The sequence below is a fragment of the Anaeromassilibacillus sp. An250 genome (assembly GCF_002159845.1).
Lineage (GTDB): Bacteria > Bacillota > Clostridia > Oscillospirales > Acutalibacteraceae > Anaeromassilibacillus > Anaeromassilibacillus stercoravium.
This window is the reverse complement of the sequence record NZ_NFJK01000005.1, coordinates 123,005-142,349: the sequence shown is the minus strand read 5'-3', so window position 1 is coordinate 142,349 and position 19,345 is coordinate 123,005. Positions and strand designations below refer to the sequence as shown.

Below are 19,345 nucleotides of genomic sequence, written 5' to 3'. Positions count from 1 at the left end.
TTCAATCCTTTCTGAATGGACAAGATTTCGCTTTACATGTCATGCATTTCGCAATATGACAGCTCTGCGCCTCCGCAGTCAAACCAATCACCGCAGTCACGGATTTGGACGGCGCCAACATGAAGCTGTCGGTCATAGTCAGCCCAATCCGCTTTGGGCAATCCAAGACCGTTAAAAATTCCCTTTGATAAGAGATGTCGAAATCGCCGTATCCGGGGCTATAGCGCGGGCGCAAATATAGGCCGCGGCTGGCCGCTTCCTGTGCGATTGGTTCTTGGCATTCGTCGCAGTAAGATTCAATCAGGGAGGCGGCACAGGCTTGCATCACCACCGCGCGGCTCATCGACACTTTGGCGCAGCGCTCCAGCCGCAAATCGACCGGTGCACCCAAAGTGGCTGCAAACAAAACCGCTTCGTCGCAGCCGGAAAGATGTTGGAACAGATCCCTACTATGCACCACCATACCGGCAAATTCCAGCGTATCCGCATTTGGCCGGGAAAGTTCTACTGCCTGCAAAATGTGATGCGGCGTCGCGGCCTCTTCCAATTCCCGCGTACAGTCCGCAATGGTGTGCAAAATTTCCGCATCCGGTTCCGAGCCCTTATACCCTAAGTAACGCAGGACCTCCCGCTGGTCTATTTTCATGCTTCTTCGTCCCGCAGAATGCCGGAGAGGTTGTCCATAATCTTTGCGGCAATCTCCGGATTGTTCATCGTATACAGGTGGATATGGTTAACCCCGTTGGAAAGCAAGTCAATAATCTGTTCCGTCGCGTAGGCAATCCCTGCCTGTTTCATCGCCAGCGGCTTGTCGGAAAATGTATCGGCAATGGCCTTGAAGCGCGGCGGGAGCGTTGTCCCCGAAAGCTCGCAGGAGCGCTTGATCTGCCGGCTGTTGGTTACCGGCATCACGCCTGCGACAACCGGCACCTGGATGCCCTTTGCCATGATGCGGTACAAAAAGTTGTAAAACACATTATTATCAAAAAACATCTGGGTGGTAAGGAAATCGCAGCCGCTCTCCACCTTCTGTTTCAAATAGTCGATGTCGTCTTCCTTGTGCTCGCATTCCACATGGCCCTCCGGATAGCAGGCGCCGCCGATGCAGAAGCGGTCTCCCTTCTGGCTGCGGATGTCTTGGATCAGCTCGCAGGCATAGCGGTAATGCTGGGGGGAAGGGAAGTCCATATCCTGTGGGATGTCGCCGCGCAGCGCAAGGATATTCTCAATATGGTTTTCCTCGATACGGTCCAGCATGGTTACAACCTCCTCTTTGGTGGAGGAGACACAGGTCAGGTGCGCCATAGCGGGAATTCCGTATGTATCCTGGATTTTTGATGCAATTTCCACCGTTCGTTTGGAGGTGCTGCCGCCCGCGCCGTAGGTGACACTGATAAAATCGGGATGTAATGCCGCAATATCCCGAATGATTTCATCCATCCTGCTCATATCCGCACCCGCTTTAGGGGGAAAAATCTCGCAGGAAAAAGTCACTTTCTTGTTTTGTAATAAGTCCTTTATTTTCAACGTGGTTCATCCTTTCCGTTCCGGCAGGAGTCTGCCCCTCTGCCGCGTGATGAGACATTTCTATATATTATAACATAAGAATGAGAAAAGATGAAATAAAATCCACCCAATCACTTTGAATTTCCTCTCAAATTTTTTCGAAGGTTTTCTATTTCAGGCCTATTCCAAATTCCCGAGAAAGTCTCCGATATGCTCTGTTTGAATAGAGAGGCGAAACGATGAAGAGGGGAGAATGGTGACTGTAGCTATTTAGAGAAAAAAGAAGAAGCCGTGGAAACTTACCACGGCTTCTTCTTTATTGGAGGTATATTCTTACCCTTTTTGCATCACGCTACCCTGCGTGATCATCAAACCATCAATGCTACCAAGATTTTCGTCCAACTCCGTTTCCGCGGGGGGATCACTCTGCTCGGACGTCTGCGCCCCAGGGCAGGTTCCATTGCACACGGAAAGCAATTGACCACAATATTTACAATACTGTTTTCCTTCGGACTGGTCACATTTGCCTTCACAGACGGAAAGCAAGCTTCCACAGTACTCACAGTAGGGGCTGGATTCGCCTTCCTCAATAAGTACCTTTTGATCCGGATCATCAATGGGGGTCGTACCTGCTGGATCACTGGTTGCTGCCGAACTGCTATTCTCCAATGGCTTTTCCTCGGCAGGTTCGCTGCTTTCTGGAGAAGTCTGAGGAGGGATACCGCTGTCCTTGACCGCGTCACTATTACCACTCTCCGGCAGAACCGGCTTTTGCTCCGGCACGCTGCTCGGGTTGTTTTCCGGCTTCGAACTCTCATTTCCTGGGCTCTTGACTATGTTGTCGTCGCCATCCGAATCAACAAAATCAGGTTCCTCTGGAACTTCTGGATCGATTTCCGTTGTAACAATGCCGCTGAGATCAATTTGATGGATATCAACCAAGGAAGCAAGCTCCTTAATCGACATCGCAACTAGATCACTGGAATTCAGATTTTGATCTTTTTCCGCAATCTTCTTTACAAAGTCCGCTTTCCCAACCGAGATGTTATTATCCTTTGCAAAGGATTTAACATCATCGGTAACAGGATCGCTCTGTTGCAAAATCGTTGCTTTCGTATGATTTTGCTTCAAGGTGGCATCCACGCTGGAGGTCACCTTGCTTTGTAAGCGCTGCACTTTTTCTGCGTCATCATTGGCTACAGAGATCAAGATGGTGTTTTCTGGACTATCCGCGGACAGATACCCTTCTTGAAGCATCGCCTCAATAATCAGGTTTGTTGCTGTCCCCAAATCCATCCGATTCAGGTCCATACCGTCCAAAACGTTTACGGCGTCCTCGTTTAATGCCCGGCAACTCACTACCGTATCCTGCGGATCCACAGATAGCTCAATGCTCGGGTTCACGTCAATGCTGACAATGGAATCCACTGTAGGTTGAACCATAAAGAAAATTCCAACAAACAACATCAACGCCGCAGCAATCGCACAACTTGCCATTCTAAAGGAGATGATATGCGATTTTGGGTTGCTCTCCTTTTTAAACTCCACAACAGACGAGTCATTCTGTACCGCCAGGATTTCGCCCAGTACATCGGGAGTCGCTGTCAGAACGGCATTTCTCAAGGATTGCTTCATTTCTTTTTTTGTCATAGTCTCATATCGCACCTATCCTTGTAGAAAGTGCTTAGACCAGAGCCCAAAAAAATCAGCCAGCGCGATCTTCATTTACAGCTTTGTAAAGTTTTTTGATCGCCCTGTTGTAACAGGAAAGAACCGTGCCAATTGGAATATCGAGCAGGGAGGAAATCTCTCTAAACTTGAACCCCTGGGTTACATGCAAGAGGACGATATTCCGTTCCTGTTCGTTCAGGATCTCTAGCGCCTTCTGCAATACCAGATTGTCGATGGTATTGGAGATCACATCTACTCCGACATGATTCTCTTCTTCAGAGAAATCGGAAGACTCCTGCCTTTGGGCCCGGCGAAGCTCCATATAGGCCAGATTTCTAGCAATCGTAAAAATCCAAGCCAGGGGCTTTCCCTGAGGAATATAATGTTGTATCGACTTGCGGACGGAAAGATAGGTATCCTGCATCAGATCCTCCGCCGTCGAGTGGCTTTTGACGATGGCCAAAAGATAACAATAAACAGAGTTCTGTGTGATGCGGTACAGTTGTTCGAAAGCGGCCCTGTCACCGTCCGCAACCTCGCGCATCAGAGAATCCGTCAACTGTTCCTTTTTCCCGTCGTCACGGTTTCCTGGAACCAACATTTTCATCCCTCTATCAACATAATGAACGAATCATCGTTTTTATTGCAGCCATAAAAAATTTTTTAAAAAATTTTTTCACTGCCATTGGGGTGATTTTGCCGCTATGACGAACGGCACTAAAAAACATACTTTATCATTATATCGGAAAAATTCCATTTTGGGAAGCCCTCTTGTAAAATCGGTTCTATTTTTTCGCTTTGGAATGCCGTTCATACGCCGCATAGCTCTTCAAACGGAGACATATATATCTGAAAAAGGGGGAATGGACTTGAATTCTGGGCGCAAAAGAGGATACTTTGTGCCGGTAGCGGTTTTAGTGCTTTGCTGCCTGGCCTTTTTGCTTTTATCCTATCTATCGTATCAAAAAGTGGGGGAAATGGCCTCCAACCTCGCTGCACGGGAGCAGCCGGCCGTGGTGATCGACCCAGGGCACGGTGGGGAAGATGGCGGTGCGCAGGGCGTGTCCAAGATGCTGGAAAAGGATATCAATCTGGCTATTGCCAAAAAGCTGGAAAAGATGTTGACACTCTCCGGGTTCCATGTGATTATGACGCGGGAGGAAGATGTTTCCATCGGGGATCCAGCTTTGGATACCGTAAAGGAGCGCAAAGTTTCCGATCTTCATAATCGTTTAGGTCTCATTGAAGAACAAGGCGATTGTATTTTTTTGAGCATTCACCAAAACCATTTTACCAGCAGCAGATATTATGGTACACAGGTATTTTATTCCACAAATGATCCATCCAGCGAAGAGCTGGCAGAAGCTGTCCGAGGGAGGGTGGTTTCTCTTTTACAGCCGGACAATACGCGCGAATGCAAGCCGGCTACAAGCTCAATTTATCTCTTATGGCATGCAGAGGTACCCGCTGTGTTGGTGGAATGCGGCTTTCTTTCTAATGAAAGCGAGGCGCAAAAGCTCAACGATCCACAGTATCAAGAGCAGATGGCCTTTGCAATCTACAGCGGATTTTTAGACTACTATCAATCTTCCCGCTGAAACTCCTATAACTAACTTGTGAAATATAACTAGAATCAAACGACAACTTGTTTTTCCTACACTCTTTCCGTATAATGGAAACAACCTTTAAAAAATGAACCGGTAATGAGGTGCTCGAAAATGGCACAGAAAATGAAGAGTGTTTATGTTTGTTCGGAATGTGGATTTGAGTCCGCAAAATGGTACGGGAAATGCCCTGGCTGCGGACAGTGGAACACGATGAACGAAGAAGTGAAGGAGACTGCTCCGGTCAAAGGGAGTTTTTCTGCCGCAAGACCCAGCTTACATCGTCCGGTGCGGATCGACGAAATCAGCACAGAAGAGGAAGCACGTTACCATACCGGCTTGACCGAATTGGACCGTGTGCTCGGCGGGGGAATTGTCAAAGGCTCGCTGATTTTGATCAGCGGAGAACCGGGGATCGGCAAATCGACCATCCTCCTTCAAATCTGCGAGTTTTTGGGCCAGACCTTGCGCATACTTTATGTATCCGGCGAGGAATCCAGCCGGCAGATCAAGCTGCGTGCTGCACGCCTGGGGGTCAACAGTGAAAACCTTTATATTCTGACCGAAACCGATGTCCAGAACGTTGTGGAACAGATACGCAGCGACCAGCCGGATCTGGTGATGATCGATTCCATACAAACCATGAACTTTACCGATCTAAATTCCTCTCCGGGAAGCGTCACACAGGTGCGTGAGTGCACGAATGCCCTGATGCGGGCGGCAAAAGCGCTGGAAATTCCCATCCTTCTGGTGGGGCACGTCAACAAAGATGGAGCGATTGCGGGGCCCAAGGTCCTGGAACACATTGTGGATGCGGTCCTCTATTTTGAAGGGGACCGGCAGATGACCTACCGCATCCTGCGTGCTGTGAAAAACCGCTATGGCTCCACCAACGAGATTGGCGTATTTGATATGGGGGAGCACGGGCTGCATCAAGTGGACAATCCCTCTTTGGCGATGCTGGCAGGCCGCCCGATCAATGTCTCCGGAACTTGTGTCACTTGCATCATTGAGGGTTCGCGTCCTATCTTGGCCGAGATCCAAGGGTTAGCCTCGACTTCAAATTTTGGAAACCCTCGCAGGATGTCGACCGGCTTTGACTACAATCGCATGTCCTTGTTGTTGGCCGTGTTGGAAAAGCGCGCCGGTTATTACTTCTCAAATTTAGACGCCTATATTAATGTGGTAGGCGGGCTACGTTTGGATGAGCCAGCGGCAGATCTGGCGGTCGCGATGGCGCTGGTATCCAGCCTGAAGGATTGTCCGATTCGCGACGACGCCATGGTCGTTGGGGAAGTGGGCCTTGCCGGAGAACTTCGCTCCGTTTCCCGCATCGAAGCCCGCATCAGTGAGGCCAAACGCCTTGGCTTCCGTCTTTGTGTCCTGCCGTATTCCAACTTGAAACAAATACGCTCGAAACAGGAGGATATCCAATTGATCGGTGTTAAAAACGTCCGGGAAGCTTTTGAAGCATTGACCATGCCATCGGTTTAAACGCGCGGCTGCACGTCGTTGACTGGTGTCTCTGGCCGGACCCGCGGTGTCACTTTAATGCAATGAACACAACCGTCCCCAGTGTAATTTGTGATGGCAGATGGCATTTCCAAGCTGCAATACCCGTCACGCTGATAGATGCAATCCTCGTCACACTGAATGATGCTCATTCCCACTCACCTCTTTTCACACAGGAATCATGAACTTGCATGGATATTTTGGGCTTTTGCCGCTAAAAATATGCACAACTTTCTTTACACGTTTCAATCCATATTAGAAGGTGGATTGAAACGTGTTTTTTCTGTCAAAGAGCTCTTAGAAATACGAGTATATTTCTTTAGTTCTCTCACAAAATAGAGGGGAATGGGGGAGTGGCAATGAAAAAATATGTACAGCTTATTACCTTTACAGTAATGTTGATTGCAGCTATTTTAGTGGCTGGAAGCGTGATGAAGAGCAGAACTACACAGGCGACAGTTGTAAAGGTAAACAGCTTGACGGTAGAAAGTTCTGTCACTTGCAGCGGAAAGGTCGAACGTGTGTCGGTTCGAAGCGTCTATCCCCCTGCTCCTGCTGCTGTTCAGAAAGTTTATGTGGAGATCGGGGATCATGTTGAGGCTGGAGATCCCCTCATGGATATCCTGGTTACTGCTTCAGCCTCAGAAACGGAAATTCTCCAGGAAACATACGCAGCTCTGTTGAGCGAATATACGCAAACGGACATTCCTCTTTCTGATTTTTCTTCCGTAGGACAAGAGGAAGATGCACAGCAATTGACCGCTCCAATCAGCGGCGAAGTGACTGCTGTTTCTATAACCAACCAAGGGACTTTGGAATTTGGTAAACCTGCGATTACCATCGCCAGCGACGAGGGGCTCCAGGTGCGTCTGTCCGTCAACGAATCGCAGATTTCGGATATTCAGGTGGGGCAACCGGCAGAAATTACCGGGGTAGGGTTTCATACCTGCTACACAGGCACCGTAAAAAGCATTTCTTCCGAAGCAAAGCAAGTGGTGTCTACCACAGGACAGGAAACCGTTGTTGAAGTGGTTGTGAGTGTTGATAATCCGGGGAATGATATTAAGCCAGGCTATACGGCCAAAGCAAAGATTATTACGGCGCAAAATGACAATGTCCTGATTGCACCATATGAAGCTGTGCGTGCGGAGGAAGACGGTTCGGAATACGTCCTAAAATTGAAAGGGCAGCGCGCGGTGAAAACCCCCGTGGAAACGGATGGAGAATTCGAAGACGGATTTGGGGTTACCTCCGGAATTGAAGAAGGCGATCAAATCATCATGAACCCAGATGCGATTTCAGATGGGGAACATGTAGTTGCACAGGTGGAAGAGGCAGAAGGTGATTCCCATGATTGATCTCATTCGTTCTGCATACCGAAGCTTAGGGAGAAAACGGGGCAGAACCGTCCTCACCATTTTAGGAATTGCCATAGGAGTCGCATCCGTAATTTTAATTGGCAATATCAGCCAATGCGGTACGAATGCCCTTACCACAGAATTGGAAAGCCTGGGCCTTGGAGGATTGACAATTTCCTGCAATGCGGAAGCGAACGTCTCTTTGGACGAAGAGGACTTGAACCTAGTTAAGCATTGTGATCAGGTCGAACAGGCGACGCCGATCCTCATGCAAAGCACGTCTGTCACTGTAAGGAATGAGGAGACCAACACTCTGCTTTGGGGAATTGACACATCTGCCAACCAAATTGTTTCCATTCAAATTCTCTACGGCAGGATGTTCAGCAACAAAGAAGTCAGCACCGCTGCCAATGTATGCCTGGTTGATGAGGCTTTTTCACAGAAGTCTTATCATAGGAGTAATATCATTGGAAAACATATCTCCATTCAATGTGGTGGTGCGATGGAAGACTTTGAAGTCGTAGGAATAATCAAGACAGGGAGTGGCCTTCTTCAAAATATGTTGGGAAACTATATCCCGACCTTTGTTTATATCCCATATACGACCATGCAAACCTCCATGAGGCGTAGTAATTTCGATCAAATCGCTGTGAAAATCGATTCTAATAGCAACGTAGATCGTGCGGGAAATTCTATTACCGCGATTTTAAACCAGAATAATGGCACATCAGATGCCTTTGTTTCGAACAATCTGGCCAAACAAAAAGATGGCCTGACTTCTATTTTAGACATTGTTACGCTCGTACTTTCCGCTGTGGGGGCGATTTCCCTGTTGGTAGCGAGCTTGAGCATTATGACGGTAATGTTGGTATCGGTGAGCGAGCGCACGCGTGAAATTGGCATTAAAAAGGCGATCGGAGCCAGACAATTAGACATCATGCTGGAATTTTTGTTCGAGGCTGTCTTGATTTCCGTTATTGGTTGCGCGATCGGAATTGTAGCCGGCTATTTGGTTTCTTTTGCGGGTGCTTCAATCATTGGAATGTCCCTGGGAATCCGGTGGGATGTCCTTCTTTTGGCTGTGTTCTTTTCCTTATGCACGGGTACAACATTCGGAGTTTATCCTGCTTACAAGGCGTCGAAACTTCGCCCGGTAGATGCCCTGCGAATGGAATGAATCAAGATTGTAATGCTAACAATATAAAATATAAAATAAAATCTCCCAGCAAGCTGAACCGCACCTCATTTGTAGACAGTATGCTATACTGAAAACAAGTGAGGTGCTTCATTTGTAGAAACAATGCGAGTGGGTCTGAAATCAATGACAAGGGTATAATTAACCGCTGGGAACGAATCTATCTTGAAGAAGGCCTGGCGGTAGAACACCGAGGGCGTAAAAATACCGGCCGCCTTTTTGGGGTCACTTCAAGCGTAGGGGGATTTTATGAGGGCTGACTTTATGGAAGCCAAGGAAAGGTAAGCCACTGTTTGGTAGCATCCTCTTGTGTTACACTGTATTTACTGCTACCCTTAAACCAGGCGCTGCGATTCCTACGGAAAGGAGGATGGCCAACGCCGATTGGGCAAAACCCTTTTTTGTCTGTGCAGCGTAAATTGCCGGCAATACCTTGCGCGAGAGCGCCGGGAACACAACAGAAGAGAAGGAGCCCCGAAGGGCCCCTATTTTTTGAAGGTTAGGCAATTAGACAAAATAAATATTTTGTATAATTTAGGGAGGGAGAAATGTTAAAATCAGGTTTTGTAAAACGGAAAGCTTAGGATCATTTTTAACCAGAGATTTTCGGACGACATTCAGTTTTTATGTTATAATATATTCAAGTCAACAAACGATATTTTAATCAAAATAAATCCAAACTTTTTTAGAGATGATAACATGAAACCAGAATTATTAGCAGAAGCTCCACAAATTATCCGTGAATTTTTAGGCTACCTAGGTACGATCAAAGGAAAATCCGAAAAAACAGTGGAAGAATATTATTTAGATTTGCGTACGTTTTTTCGGTACATTAAGCTATCCAGAAACTTAGTTAAAGATGATACGCCATTTGAAGAAATCTCTATATCCGATGTGGATATTGACCTGATACGTACCATTACTTTGACGCAGGTTTTTGAATACATGAATTATCTAACAAATGTTCGAAACAATAAACCAGCTACCCGATCCCGCAAAGTTTCAAGCCTTCGTACTTTTTTTAAATATTTGACCAATAAAACCAACCAATTAGACGTCAATCCTGTCTTGGAATTGGAAACGCCAAAATTGCGTTCATCGCTTCCCAAATACCTAACGTTCGAACAAAGTATCGATCTATTGACAAAAGTGGATGGAAAAAACAAGGAACGCGACTACTGTATTCTTGTTCTGTTCTTAAATTGTGGATTACGTCTTTCCGAATTGGTAGCCCTCAATTTGAGTGATGTGCGGCAAAGCTCCAACACGATGCGAGTGCTGGGGAAAGGAAATAAGGAACGAATTGTATATTTGAATGAGGCTTGCCAAGATGCAATCCGCCGATATTTGGCGGTTCGTCCGCACGATGGACTGATTGATAAAAAGGCGCTATTTATCAGCGCACAGCGTAAAAGAATCAGCCCGAAAACGGTTCAATACCTCGTCAAGAAATATCTTGCACAAATTGATTTAGGTGGTCCAGGGTATTCCGTTCATAAATTGCGACACACTGCGGCTACTTTGATGTATCAGCATGGCCATGTGGATATTCGCGTCTTAAAAGATATTTTGGGCCACGAAAATTTGGGAACGACAGAAATCTATACGCATCTATCCGACCAGCAGATGGAACAAGCGGCAAATGCGAATCCACTGGCCCACATAAAACCTCGGAGTGCCGTCACGAATCTGAAGGAGGATTCCCAAAGGAAAGATCACTCCAATGAATAGAATCTTAACGATAAAATCATAATAAAATAAATAGTAAGAGGTCTTATATGGCATTGAATCGAAAGCCCAAAATTTTGTTTTGTGCATCTACCTTGGGACATATTTTGCACTTCCATCTTCCCTATCTCCAAGCGTTTCGTTCCCTTGGGTACGAAGTCTGGGTCGTTGCAAGTAGCAGTCAGGAAATTCCCTTTGCGGATTTTGTGATCACGCTGCCTTTTGAAAAAAATTTGACAAGCCCTCGGAATTTGCAGGCAATCTGGAAAGCAAGGAAACTTTTCAAAGAGCATTCCTTTGATGTTGTTAGTACACACACAACCTTGGCCAGCGCGGTGATACGAGCAGCGATTCTAACAATTCCAGCCCGGCAGAGGCCGCTTGTTTTTTGCACGTCCCACGGGTATCTCTTTTCTGAAAAAGAAGGATGGAAAAAATGGCGCTATCTCCTGCCGGAAAAACTCTGTGCGCGGATTACAGATGTAACCCTTGTTATGAATCATGAAGATCTGGAGATTGCGCGGCAGCATCATCTCTATAAAGGGCAGCTCTGCTTCACCGACGGGATGGGCCTGGATCTGAAAAGATACCATCCCCTTTCAGAGGAAGCGCGTAAAGCGGCACGTAAGAAAGCGGGATATACAGATACAGACGTTCTCTTTGTCTATGCGGCGGAGTTTTCTCCCCGTAAAAATCAAGCGCTTTTGCTACGAGCGTTTGCTTCCGTTTCCAAGCGGCATCCGAAGATGAAGCTGCTCCTGGCTGGAACAGGAGCTCTTGAGGAGGAGTGCAAAGAACTTGCCAAATTGTTGCATATGGAGACGCAAGTTCAGTTTTTGGGGTACGTTGACCGGATGGGAGAACTTTATCCCCTGTGCGATGTGTCCGCAACATCCAGCCGGATTGAGGGGCTGCCGTTTAATGTGATGGAGTCCATGGCCTGCGGCCTTCCGGTGGTTGCCAGCGACATTAAAGGGCATCGGGAGTTGGTTCTTCCTGGCAAGACCGGGTTTTTATTTCCCAGTGGAGATCAGGAGGCTCTTGAGCAGCAACTCGAAGCGGTATATCAATTGCGCGACCAATTGGATTCTTACCGGCACAACGCCTTGCTGCACATCCAACGATACCGGTTGGATCGTGTACTGCCGGATAACATCAAGATTTATACGGATGTGATTGGCCGGACAAAGAAAAAATAGCAGCTAGTTTTTAAACTAGCTGCTATTTTTTCTTTTGCGTTATCCCAGCTTTGCACGAGGATGGCATTGATTATACACCTCTTTAAAATGGTCGTTCAATAGGTGCACATAAACCTGCGTAGAAGAAATATCCGCATGTCCCAACATAGCCTGGATGTCCTTTAAATCGGCCCCATTTTCCAATAGATGAAGGGCGAAGGAATGGCGAAGGGTGTGCGGGGTAATTTCCTTTGTGATCCCCGCTTGTTCCGCATATCCTTTCACGATCTTCCAGAACCCCTGCCGGGTCAAACGCTTTCCGTTCAAATTGGTAAATAGGGCTTGTCCGCCATCCTGGGAAACAATGAGATTGCGTACCCGGAGGATGTAATCCGAAATGGCCGCTACCGCGGTGGCATATACAGGAATCATCCGCTCTGATTTGCCATTTCGGCAGCACAGCATTCCCGTTCGCAGATTGATGTCGTTGACGTCAAGAGCCACCAGCTCTGAAGAACGTATCCCGGTAGCGTATAGAAGCTCCAGCATCGCCTTATCGCGGCACCCTTTTGGTTCCGTGGGATCAGGCTGGCTGAGGAGCAAGTCAATTTCTTCCCCGCTGAGAATCTGCGGCAGCTTCTTAGGCGCCTTTTCCAATTTGATATTCCGCGCGGGGTTGCTTTCTGCAAAACCGCTCTGCATGAGAAAATAATAGAAACACCGGATGGAAGCGACGTTCCGTGTAATAGTCGCATTGGATTTTTTCAAACTCATCAAATTTTGAACATACCGTTCCATTTGGGCTTCATCAACAGAGGCAGGGTCATCCAATCCTTGTTGCGATAAATACGCCAGAAAATGCTCCACATCGCGAAGATAGGAGTCCAGCGTATTGTCTGAGACGTTTTTTTGATTCACCAAATAGTCGCTGAAATCCAAACAAAAGTCCTTCATGTTCTTTACCCCTTAAAACGAAAAAAGCCCCGCAAAGCAGACCGTCGTCAGCAAGTCGAGAAGCGCCGCCAAAAAACACATCGCCAAAACAGCGCCATAGCGGAGACAATACAATTTCATCCCAGAACCGGCGGTCCCTGTAATACGGCGGGAGAACCGCATACTTTCCCTTCCTGCCAGCAATAAAGCTAGGCAACATACAAACGCGCCGGGAAGGATGACGAGGAAGTGAAAAATCACCCCGTGAAAACCATGTGTGGCATAGAGATATCCGGAAGTTAGGCCCAGACCAAGCCCCCGAAAGAACAGAATCGCTGGAACGGCAAACACCCCCCACAGCGAAAGGCCGCAAAGAAAACATGCCAACACAAACAAGAACGAAGATGCAAAAGATGCAGAGAACACAGAAAAAACCGGCTGTGAAGCCCTCTCCTGGAAATTGCTGTAGAATAGAAAATCCACCTTATCCAGTATGGAAACGTCTACATTCCGCGTGATCAATGCTCCCGATACCATCCCGACCAAAAAGCACAGGGCCAACAAAACTGTCGCCAAGTTTGACCGCACCGCTTCGATCAGGCTGGCCTTATCAATTAGACGCCCCTTCCATCGATCGAGCTGAAAAACGTTTGTCCCTTTTATATGCATCATGTACCGCCTCCCCAAAGGTTGCTCACTTTAAAGGTATGCGCGGCTGGGGACAAATATGATTTTTCAGCCCTGCTTCTGAAAAACATCTCGCTCTTATCAATTTATCTAGTATATACTATAATACATTTCAAAATGTAGTGCAATATCCCAAAGAATATTTCTTGCATTTTCATGCAGAATTGTTACTCTATGCAGATATCAATTATGTAAACCAATTTAAGATTATGTAAACAACGTTATGTAAATTAAAAGTGCATAAAAATACACGCGGGTGTATATTCCGCATCCGCGTGTATAAAACACCTCTTATTGGGCCTTATTCTGCCAGGGCCGCTTGAATCATTACAGCACATTCCAGACGCTTTTGCTCTAACGCACAGGCGATCGAATGGGGCTTGTGGATATCGCCCTCGTATTGCCAGTTATTGGCGTTGCATCCGCCGCTGCAATAGAACTTCGCCCAGCAATTCTTGCACTGCTCCTTGCTATACACATTGGCAAGCGCAAACATGTTTTTCCGTTCCATGTCGTAGCTGCCATCCAGCACATTGCCCATCTTCCATTCATCCTCACCGACAAACTGATGGCATGGGAAGATATCCCCTTCCGGCGTCACAGCAACATACTCATTGCCGCAGCTACACCCGCGAAGCCGTTTGATTGCGCAGGGGCCCTGGTTTAAGTCGAGCATAAAGTGGAAGAAGTTAAACCCTCTCCCCTCTTTCTTTCTGGCAATGATGGTGTTTGCCAGTCGCTCATATTCCTCAAACACACGGGGAAGGTCTTCCTCCTGGATGGAATAACTGAGTTTTGGGTCGGATACCACGGGCTCCACGGAAACCTGGTCAAAGCCGAGATCCACCAAATGCAGGACGTCCTCGGTAAAGTCCAAATTATACTTCGTAAAGGTGCCACGTGCATAGTAATCCTTGTCCTTCCCGCGGGTAGCCACCAACTTCTGGAAGCGCGGCACAATGGTGTCATAGCTGCCGCTTCCGTTTGTACGTACACGCAGGCGGTCGTTGACCTCTTTCCGCCCGTCGATGGAAAGGACCACATTCGACATCTCACGGTTGATAAAGTCGATCTTATCGTCCGTCAGCAAAAGGCCGTTGGTGGTGATTGTAAAGCGGAAATTTTTGTTGTGCGCCTTCTCAATGCTACGCGCATAGGCAACTGTTTCTTTCACCACGTCAAAGTTCATCAACGGTTCTCCGCCGAAGAAATCCACTTCCAGATTGTGGCGCGGCCCGGACTTTTCAATCAAAAAGTCGATAGCTTTTTTCGCAACTTCCAGAGGCATCAACATTCTGCCGCGGCCAAAGTCCCCCTTTGCTGCAAAGCAATATTCGCAGCGCAGATTACAATCGTGCGCAATGTTCAGGCACATGGATTTGATGGGAGCATTCGTCATCATTGTGGCAAACTTTTCGTACTCGTCCGCTGAGAAGAGCTGGCCTGAAGTATACAATTCCCGCAATTCGGCATAAGCCTGGGTGAGGGTTTCTTCATCGAACTGCCCGCGGAGCGCCTCCATCATATCCTGCGGCGGCAATTCCGGGACACAATCTTCCTTTTCCAGGTAGTCCAACATCAAAAAAGGTGCTTCTTCAAAGAGATGTACAGCGCCGCTGTTCGTGTCCATCACAATGCGGTAGCCGTTCAAACGATATTTATGTATCATGTACTTTTCCCCATTTGCACAAAATTTAAGGGACAGGTTTCCTGTCCCTTTGGTCTCTTGGTCTATGTGCGAGCCGGACCCGCTACAAAAAACGTGCCCTTCGCAATATGAAACCTTAGCGATTGGCGTTTTCGCACTTCTGGTTGGCAACCGTGCAGGAAGTCTTGCATGCGGACTGGCAGGACGCCTGGCATTCGCCGCAGCCGCCTTTCACAGCGCTTTCCTTCAGATTGGCCTTATTCAACGTTTTGATCTGCTCCATGATAAAACCCCCATTTCTAAGTCTTGAATATTCTTTGTTCATTATAGCACAATCTACTCGATAAGAAAAGGGCTATTTTATTTTGCTCTTTTTACTCACAGAAAGCAACCCGCCAATCGCACCCGCTAAAACCATCACCGCTAAGCGCGTGAGGGTCGTCAGCACGGGTGCCCCATGAAAGACGATCACACCCGCAAGCAAAAACAGGACAAATAATAAAAGCCCAGAGATTGCCCCAAACAGCAGGCCGTTCTTTTTGGAAACCTTCGCCGCAAAGAATCCCGCTGCAAAAGCGCTGAAAGCGGAAACCGCAATAATGATGGGGTTGATCGCAAATTGCGGGATATAGCTTGCCTTTACAAAGCCAAAAGCAAAGAGAGCCAAAAGTCCCGCACATAAAACCGCTCCACATACCGCCCCGATCACGACCGCGCGTACCGCTCCCAATACGGTGCTGTTTTTATTGGATCTGGTCATTTTCATCACACGCCCTCCTCCACTATCTGCTTGATAGATATGCGGGGGACGCGTTCGGTATTCGTCCACCGTGCTTATTTCTTAAACTTGAACTTTCCAGTTTTTTCTTTCTTTTCTTCCTTCTCTGCGGGCTCTTCATGCTCCGTATCCACGCTGCCGATCGCCCAACGCTTCACACGCAGCTTTGCACGGTCCGTGCCCGTCTCGATGATAACGGTATCCGTGTCTTCCTTAATGCTGATGATGCGTCCCACAATTCCACCGATGGTCGTAATTTCATCGCCGATCTGCGCGTTTTTGCGCATGGCTTCTTCCTTCTTTTTCTTCTTGGAAGAAGGGCGGATCAGCAGCAGATAAAAGCCCACAATGATGACTGCATAGAAGATCAGGATTGTCCACATGCTGCCGCCAGAACTTGCCTCTGTGGTGTTTGCTAGAACCATAAAGTTTTCCATTATACGATACTGCACCTCCATAATGATAAGCCCATCCACTCACAACCATCGTGCATTCGAACGGTTTTGGCGGGCACTCGTGCTACTCATTATAGCAATAAATGGGAAGGCATGCAAGCGTTTTAATCGCTTTCCCAAAGGAATTTCCGTTTTAAATCCGTTTTCCGAGCTTTGCAACGTTTTCCTCGTAAAACGCATCAAATTGATCGTTGTCGAGCGCTGCACGGATACGCTCTAAGAGCGTGTTGTAAAAATAAATATTGTGCATCACACAAAGGCGCATCGCCAACATTTCCCCGCTCTTAAAGAGGTGATGGATATAAGCACGGGAGAAGTTGCGGCAGGCCGGGCAGTCGCACGTCGGGTCCAGCGGAAGCGTGTCCAGCTCGTATTTGGCGTTCATCAGGTTGCGGCATCCCTCCCAAGTAAAGGCATGGCCGTGGCGTGCGTTGCGGCTTGGCATCACGCAGTCAAAGATATCCACACCGCGCTTGACCGCCTCCAGAATGTTGACCGGCGTCCCCACACCCATCAAGTAGCGGGGCTTATCCGCTGGCATCTCCGGTTCGACAGCCTCTATGATACGGTACATCTCCTCCGCCGGTTCTCCCACCGCCAATCCGCCGATGGCATATCCGTCCAGGTCCAGCTTCCGGATCTCGCGCATGTTTTCTATGCGCAGGTCTTCGTATGTGCTGCCCTGGTTGATCCCCCAGAGCATCTGCTTGGGGTTGACCGTATCTGGCAGGGCATTGAGCCGGTCGTGTTCTTCCTTGCAGCGGTATAGCCAACGAACGGTCCGTTGACAGGAAGCGCGGGCATAGTTGTATTCCGCCGGGTTTTCCATGCACTCGTCAAAGGCCATGGCGATGGTAGAACCCAGGTTGGATTGAATCCGCATGCTTTCCTCCGGCCCCATGAAGATCCGGTGCCCGTCGATGTGGGAGGCAAAGGTTACGCCCTCTTCCTTAATATTGCGCAGCTTTGCCAATGAAAACACCTGGAAACCGCCGCTGTCCGTCAAAATTGGCCCCTGCCAGCGGGTAAATGTGTGCAGGCCGCCGAGCTTTTTCACCGTCTCATCGCCAGGGCGCAGATGCAAATGATAGGTATTGCAAAGCTGTACCTGGCATTTCAACTCTTTTAAATCGAGTGCGGACACCGCCCCTTTGATCGCACCGGCGGTCGCCACATTCATAAAGGCAGGCATTTGGATGATCCCATGCGGTGTAACAAATTCCCCGCGGCGGGCTTTGCCCACCTGTTTGATTAATCGGTACATAGATTTCTTTTTCCTTTCAAACGATCACATTCCTACAAAAAGCCCCAACATAGTTTCTGAGGATAGTTGTGGGAAAATCAGAAATTTCCATTTGTGTTGTAAGGCTATTATTATAACATAGGAATCGATTCAGAAAAAGAGCCATTTTTGTTCCGTTTCGTATCGTACCGTTCCCGTTCCAGTCCCATTAGTCAATTGGCACAGAAACGCAGAAGCGAAGTGGCAATGGAAAATTCCAGAACCACTTCGCTTTCCAGATGCAGCGCATCTATTTTTATGTTTACTGGTCCATCCAATAGAATCTCTCTTCATTCCTTGGACGGCGCCATGTGTGTAACCTTTGCGATGAGTCTCTTACATATTGGAGTATCCTTCCAAATAAGCGTCTACCTCTTTGGCACATTCCCTGCCCTCTGCAATGGCCCAGACAACCAGGGATTGCCCACGGTGCATGTCTCCGGCAGCAAACACGCCGGGGACATTGGACGCATATTTCCCCGCCTCCGTCTTGACCGTATTCCGGGGAGAAAGCTCCAATTGGAAAGCGTCGGCGATATATGTCTTGCATCCGGTAAACCCTGCGGCGATGATGAGCAAGTCGCAGTCGATGACCTCTTCACTGCCAGGGACTGGGCTGTATTTGCGGTTTTCATCAAAGGCCAGGCGGACGATTTCGATGGCCGTCACATTTCCCTCTTCGTTGGTGATCACACGGTTGACCGTGGTACAGTACCGCCGGGGGTCCTTTCCAAATACAGCGATCGCCTCCTGCTGGCCGTAATCGGTCTTGCAAGTTTTAGGATACTCGGGCCATGGGTTGTCGGCACTGCGCTCGTCCGGGGCTTTGGGCATCATCTCCAGCTGCACCACCGACTTGCAGCCATGGCGCAGAACGGTGCCAACGCAGTCGTTGCCCGTATCGCCGCCGCCGACAACGACCACATGTTTGTCCTTGGCGTTCACATACTGCCCATCTGCAAAGTGGGAATCGAGAAGGCTCTTGGTGTTCCGTGTCAGAAAATCGACGGCAAAGTAAACACCCTTCGCCTCTTCCCTTCCCAACGCTTGGATGTCGCGGGGTTGCTCCGCGCCGCAGCAGAGCACAACCGCATCGTACTGCTCCAAAAGGGCCTTTGGAAGGAGGTCGACGCCCACGTTTGTGTGGGTGATAAACCGCACGCCCTCTTCTTTCATCAGCTCCACACGGCGGTCGATGACCGTTTTATCCAGCTTCATATTGGGAATCCCATACATCAGAAGCCCGCCGATCCGGTCGTTCTTCTCATATACCGTCACATGGTGGCCCCGCTTATTGAGCATGTCGGCACAGGCCAAACCGGAGGGCCCCGAGCCAACAATCGCCACCTGTTTATCCGTGCGGATCTCCGGGATACAGGGCTGCATATAGCCGTCCGTAAATCCCTTTTCAATGATGGAGCGTTCGTTCTCTTTGATGGTCACCGGCCGGTCGTTTACGCCGCACAGACACGCCACCTCGCAGAGCGCCGGGCATACCCGGCCCGTAAATTCCGGGAAATTGTTGGTCTTTAACAGACGGGACAGCGCATGCCAGGTATTGCCGTGGTAAACCTCATCGTTCCATTCTGGGATCAGATTGTGCAGCGGGCATCCGGTCGCCATGCCGTGCAGCATCATACCGGATTGGCAGAATGGGACGCCGCAATTCATGCAGCGCGCCCCCTGCTTTCTGCGCTCTTCCTCGGAGAGGGCGCCGTGAAACTCATCAAAATCGCGGATGCGTTCCAGGGGACTTCTCTCCGGTGTTTCATCTCTTTGATACTCTAAAAAACCTGTTGCTTTCCCCATA

At 48.5% G+C, this 19,345-nt stretch carries 19 protein-coding genes; 6 read left to right on the top strand and 13 right to left on the bottom strand.

What is annotated here, in order from left to right; all coding sequences use genetic code 11:
- Position 1 precedes the first annotated feature (1 nt).
- From B5F54_RS06295 to B5F54_RS06280, 4 genes are all read right to left on the bottom strand, one after another.
- Positions 2-646 (bottom strand): vitamin B12 dependent-methionine synthase activation domain-containing protein, encoded by a 645-nt coding sequence (locus tag B5F54_RS06295; protein WP_087232063.1) that lies wholly within the window; start codon positions 644-646, stop codon positions 2-4.
- Positions 643-1,527, bottom strand: a complete 885-nt coding sequence (metF, locus tag B5F54_RS06290) for a methylenetetrahydrofolate reductase [NAD(P)H] (protein ID WP_087232060.1) — start codon at positions 1,525-1,527, stop codon at positions 643-645. Before metF ends, B5F54_RS06295 begins: the two co-directional genes overlap by 4 nt.
- Positions 1,528-1,839: 312 nt before the next feature.
- Positions 1,840-3,156: an anti-sigma-I factor RsgI family protein gene (locus B5F54_RS06285; protein WP_087232057.1), complete on the bottom strand. Its 1,317-nt coding sequence runs from the start codon at positions 3,154-3,156 to the stop codon at positions 1,840-1,842.
- A 55-nt stretch (positions 3,157-3,211) separates the two neighbouring features.
- Entirely contained in the window at positions 3,212-3,778 is a 567-nt protein-coding gene (locus tag B5F54_RS06280; RefSeq protein ID WP_087232054.1) for an RNA polymerase sigma factor, read from the bottom strand.
- Positions 3,779-4,076: 298 nt separating this feature from the next.
- On the opposite strand from B5F54_RS06280, the gene B5F54_RS06275 reads away from it, so the two are divergent.
- Positions 4,077-4,775, top strand: coding sequence for an N-acetylmuramoyl-L-alanine amidase (locus B5F54_RS06275; RefSeq protein ID WP_242969650.1), 699 nt, complete (start codon positions 4,077-4,079; stop codon positions 4,773-4,775).
- A gap of 120 nt (positions 4,776-4,895) precedes the next feature.
- Positions 4,896-6,275 carry a DNA repair protein RadA gene (gene radA, locus B5F54_RS06270; protein ID WP_087232048.1) on the top strand — a complete coding sequence of 460 codons (1,380 nt, stop codon included), beginning with the start codon at positions 4,896-4,898 and terminating at the stop codon, positions 6,273-6,275.
- On the opposite strand, the gene B5F54_RS17565 is transcribed toward radA, so the two are convergent.
- Positions 6,272-6,445 (bottom strand): hypothetical protein, encoded by a 174-nt coding sequence (locus B5F54_RS17565; RefSeq protein WP_172749604.1) that lies wholly within the window; start codon positions 6,443-6,445, stop codon positions 6,272-6,274. The genes radA and B5F54_RS17565 overlap by 4 nt on opposite strands.
- A gap of 207 nt (positions 6,446-6,652) precedes the next feature.
- Between B5F54_RS17565 and B5F54_RS06265 the strand changes: the two genes are divergently transcribed.
- The 4 genes from B5F54_RS06265 (at position 6,653) to B5F54_RS18250 (ending at position 11,773) form a co-directional block, all read left to right on the top strand.
- Complete coding sequence (locus B5F54_RS06265; RefSeq protein ID WP_087232045.1) at positions 6,653-7,651, top strand: efflux RND transporter periplasmic adaptor subunit; 999 nt, start codon at positions 6,653-6,655, stop codon at positions 7,649-7,651.
- Complete coding sequence (locus B5F54_RS06260) at positions 7,644-8,828, top strand: ABC transporter permease (RefSeq protein ID WP_087232042.1); 1,185 nt, start codon at positions 7,644-7,646, stop codon at positions 8,826-8,828. Before B5F54_RS06265 ends, B5F54_RS06260 begins: the two co-directional genes overlap by 8 nt.
- 717 nt (positions 8,829-9,545) lie before the next feature.
- Positions 9,546-10,577, top strand: coding sequence for a tyrosine recombinase XerC (locus B5F54_RS06255; protein WP_087232040.1), 1,032 nt, complete (start codon positions 9,546-9,548; stop codon positions 10,575-10,577).
- Between the two features lie 47 nt (positions 10,578-10,624).
- Complete coding sequence (locus tag B5F54_RS18250; protein WP_087232037.1) at positions 10,625-11,773, top strand: glycosyltransferase family 4 protein; 1,149 nt, start codon at positions 10,625-10,627, stop codon at positions 11,771-11,773.
- A gap of 39 nt (positions 11,774-11,812) precedes the next feature.
- Here the strand turns inward: B5F54_RS18250 and xerD are convergent, their stop codons facing one another.
- The 8 genes from xerD to B5F54_RS06210 all read right to left on the bottom strand — a co-directional run bounded on the left by xerD (position 11,813) and on the right by B5F54_RS06210 (position 19,344).
- Complete coding sequence (gene xerD / locus B5F54_RS06245) at positions 11,813-12,706, bottom strand: site-specific tyrosine recombinase XerD (RefSeq protein ID WP_087232034.1); 894 nt, start codon at positions 12,704-12,706, stop codon at positions 11,813-11,815.
- A 12-nt stretch (positions 12,707-12,718) separates the two neighbouring features.
- On the bottom strand, positions 12,719-13,357 hold the full coding sequence (locus tag B5F54_RS06240) for a stage II sporulation protein M (protein ID WP_242969649.1): 639 nt from the start codon (positions 13,355-13,357) through the stop codon (positions 12,719-12,721).
- 316 nt (positions 13,358-13,673) lie between these two features.
- A complete protein-coding gene (gene scfB / locus B5F54_RS06235; protein WP_087232032.1) occupies positions 13,674-15,041 on the bottom strand; it encodes a thioether cross-link-forming SCIFF peptide maturase in 1,368 nt (455 codons plus the stop codon).
- A 115-nt stretch (positions 15,042-15,156) separates the two neighbouring features.
- Entirely contained in the window at positions 15,157-15,303 is a 147-nt protein-coding gene (gene scfA, locus B5F54_RS06230; RefSeq protein ID WP_087232029.1) for a six-cysteine ranthipeptide SCIFF, read from the bottom strand.
- Between the two features lie 72 nt (positions 15,304-15,375).
- A complete protein-coding gene (locus tag B5F54_RS06225) occupies positions 15,376-15,786 on the bottom strand; it encodes a TIGR04086 family membrane protein (RefSeq protein WP_087232026.1) in 411 nt (136 codons plus the stop codon).
- Positions 15,787-15,854: 68 nt separating this feature from the next.
- Positions 15,855-16,235, bottom strand: coding sequence for a preprotein translocase subunit YajC (gene yajC, locus B5F54_RS06220; RefSeq protein ID WP_087232023.1), 381 nt, complete (start codon positions 16,233-16,235; stop codon positions 15,855-15,857).
- A 151-nt stretch (positions 16,236-16,386) separates the two neighbouring features.
- Positions 16,387-17,517, bottom strand: a complete 1,131-nt coding sequence (gene tgt / locus B5F54_RS06215; protein WP_087232020.1) for a tRNA guanosine(34) transglycosylase Tgt — start codon at positions 17,515-17,517, stop codon at positions 16,387-16,389.
- 354 nt (positions 17,518-17,871) lie between these two features.
- A complete protein-coding gene (locus tag B5F54_RS06210) occupies positions 17,872-19,344 on the bottom strand; it encodes a glutamate synthase subunit beta (protein WP_087232016.1) in 1,473 nt (490 codons plus the stop codon).
- Between the last annotated feature and the right edge of the window lies 1 nt (position 19,345).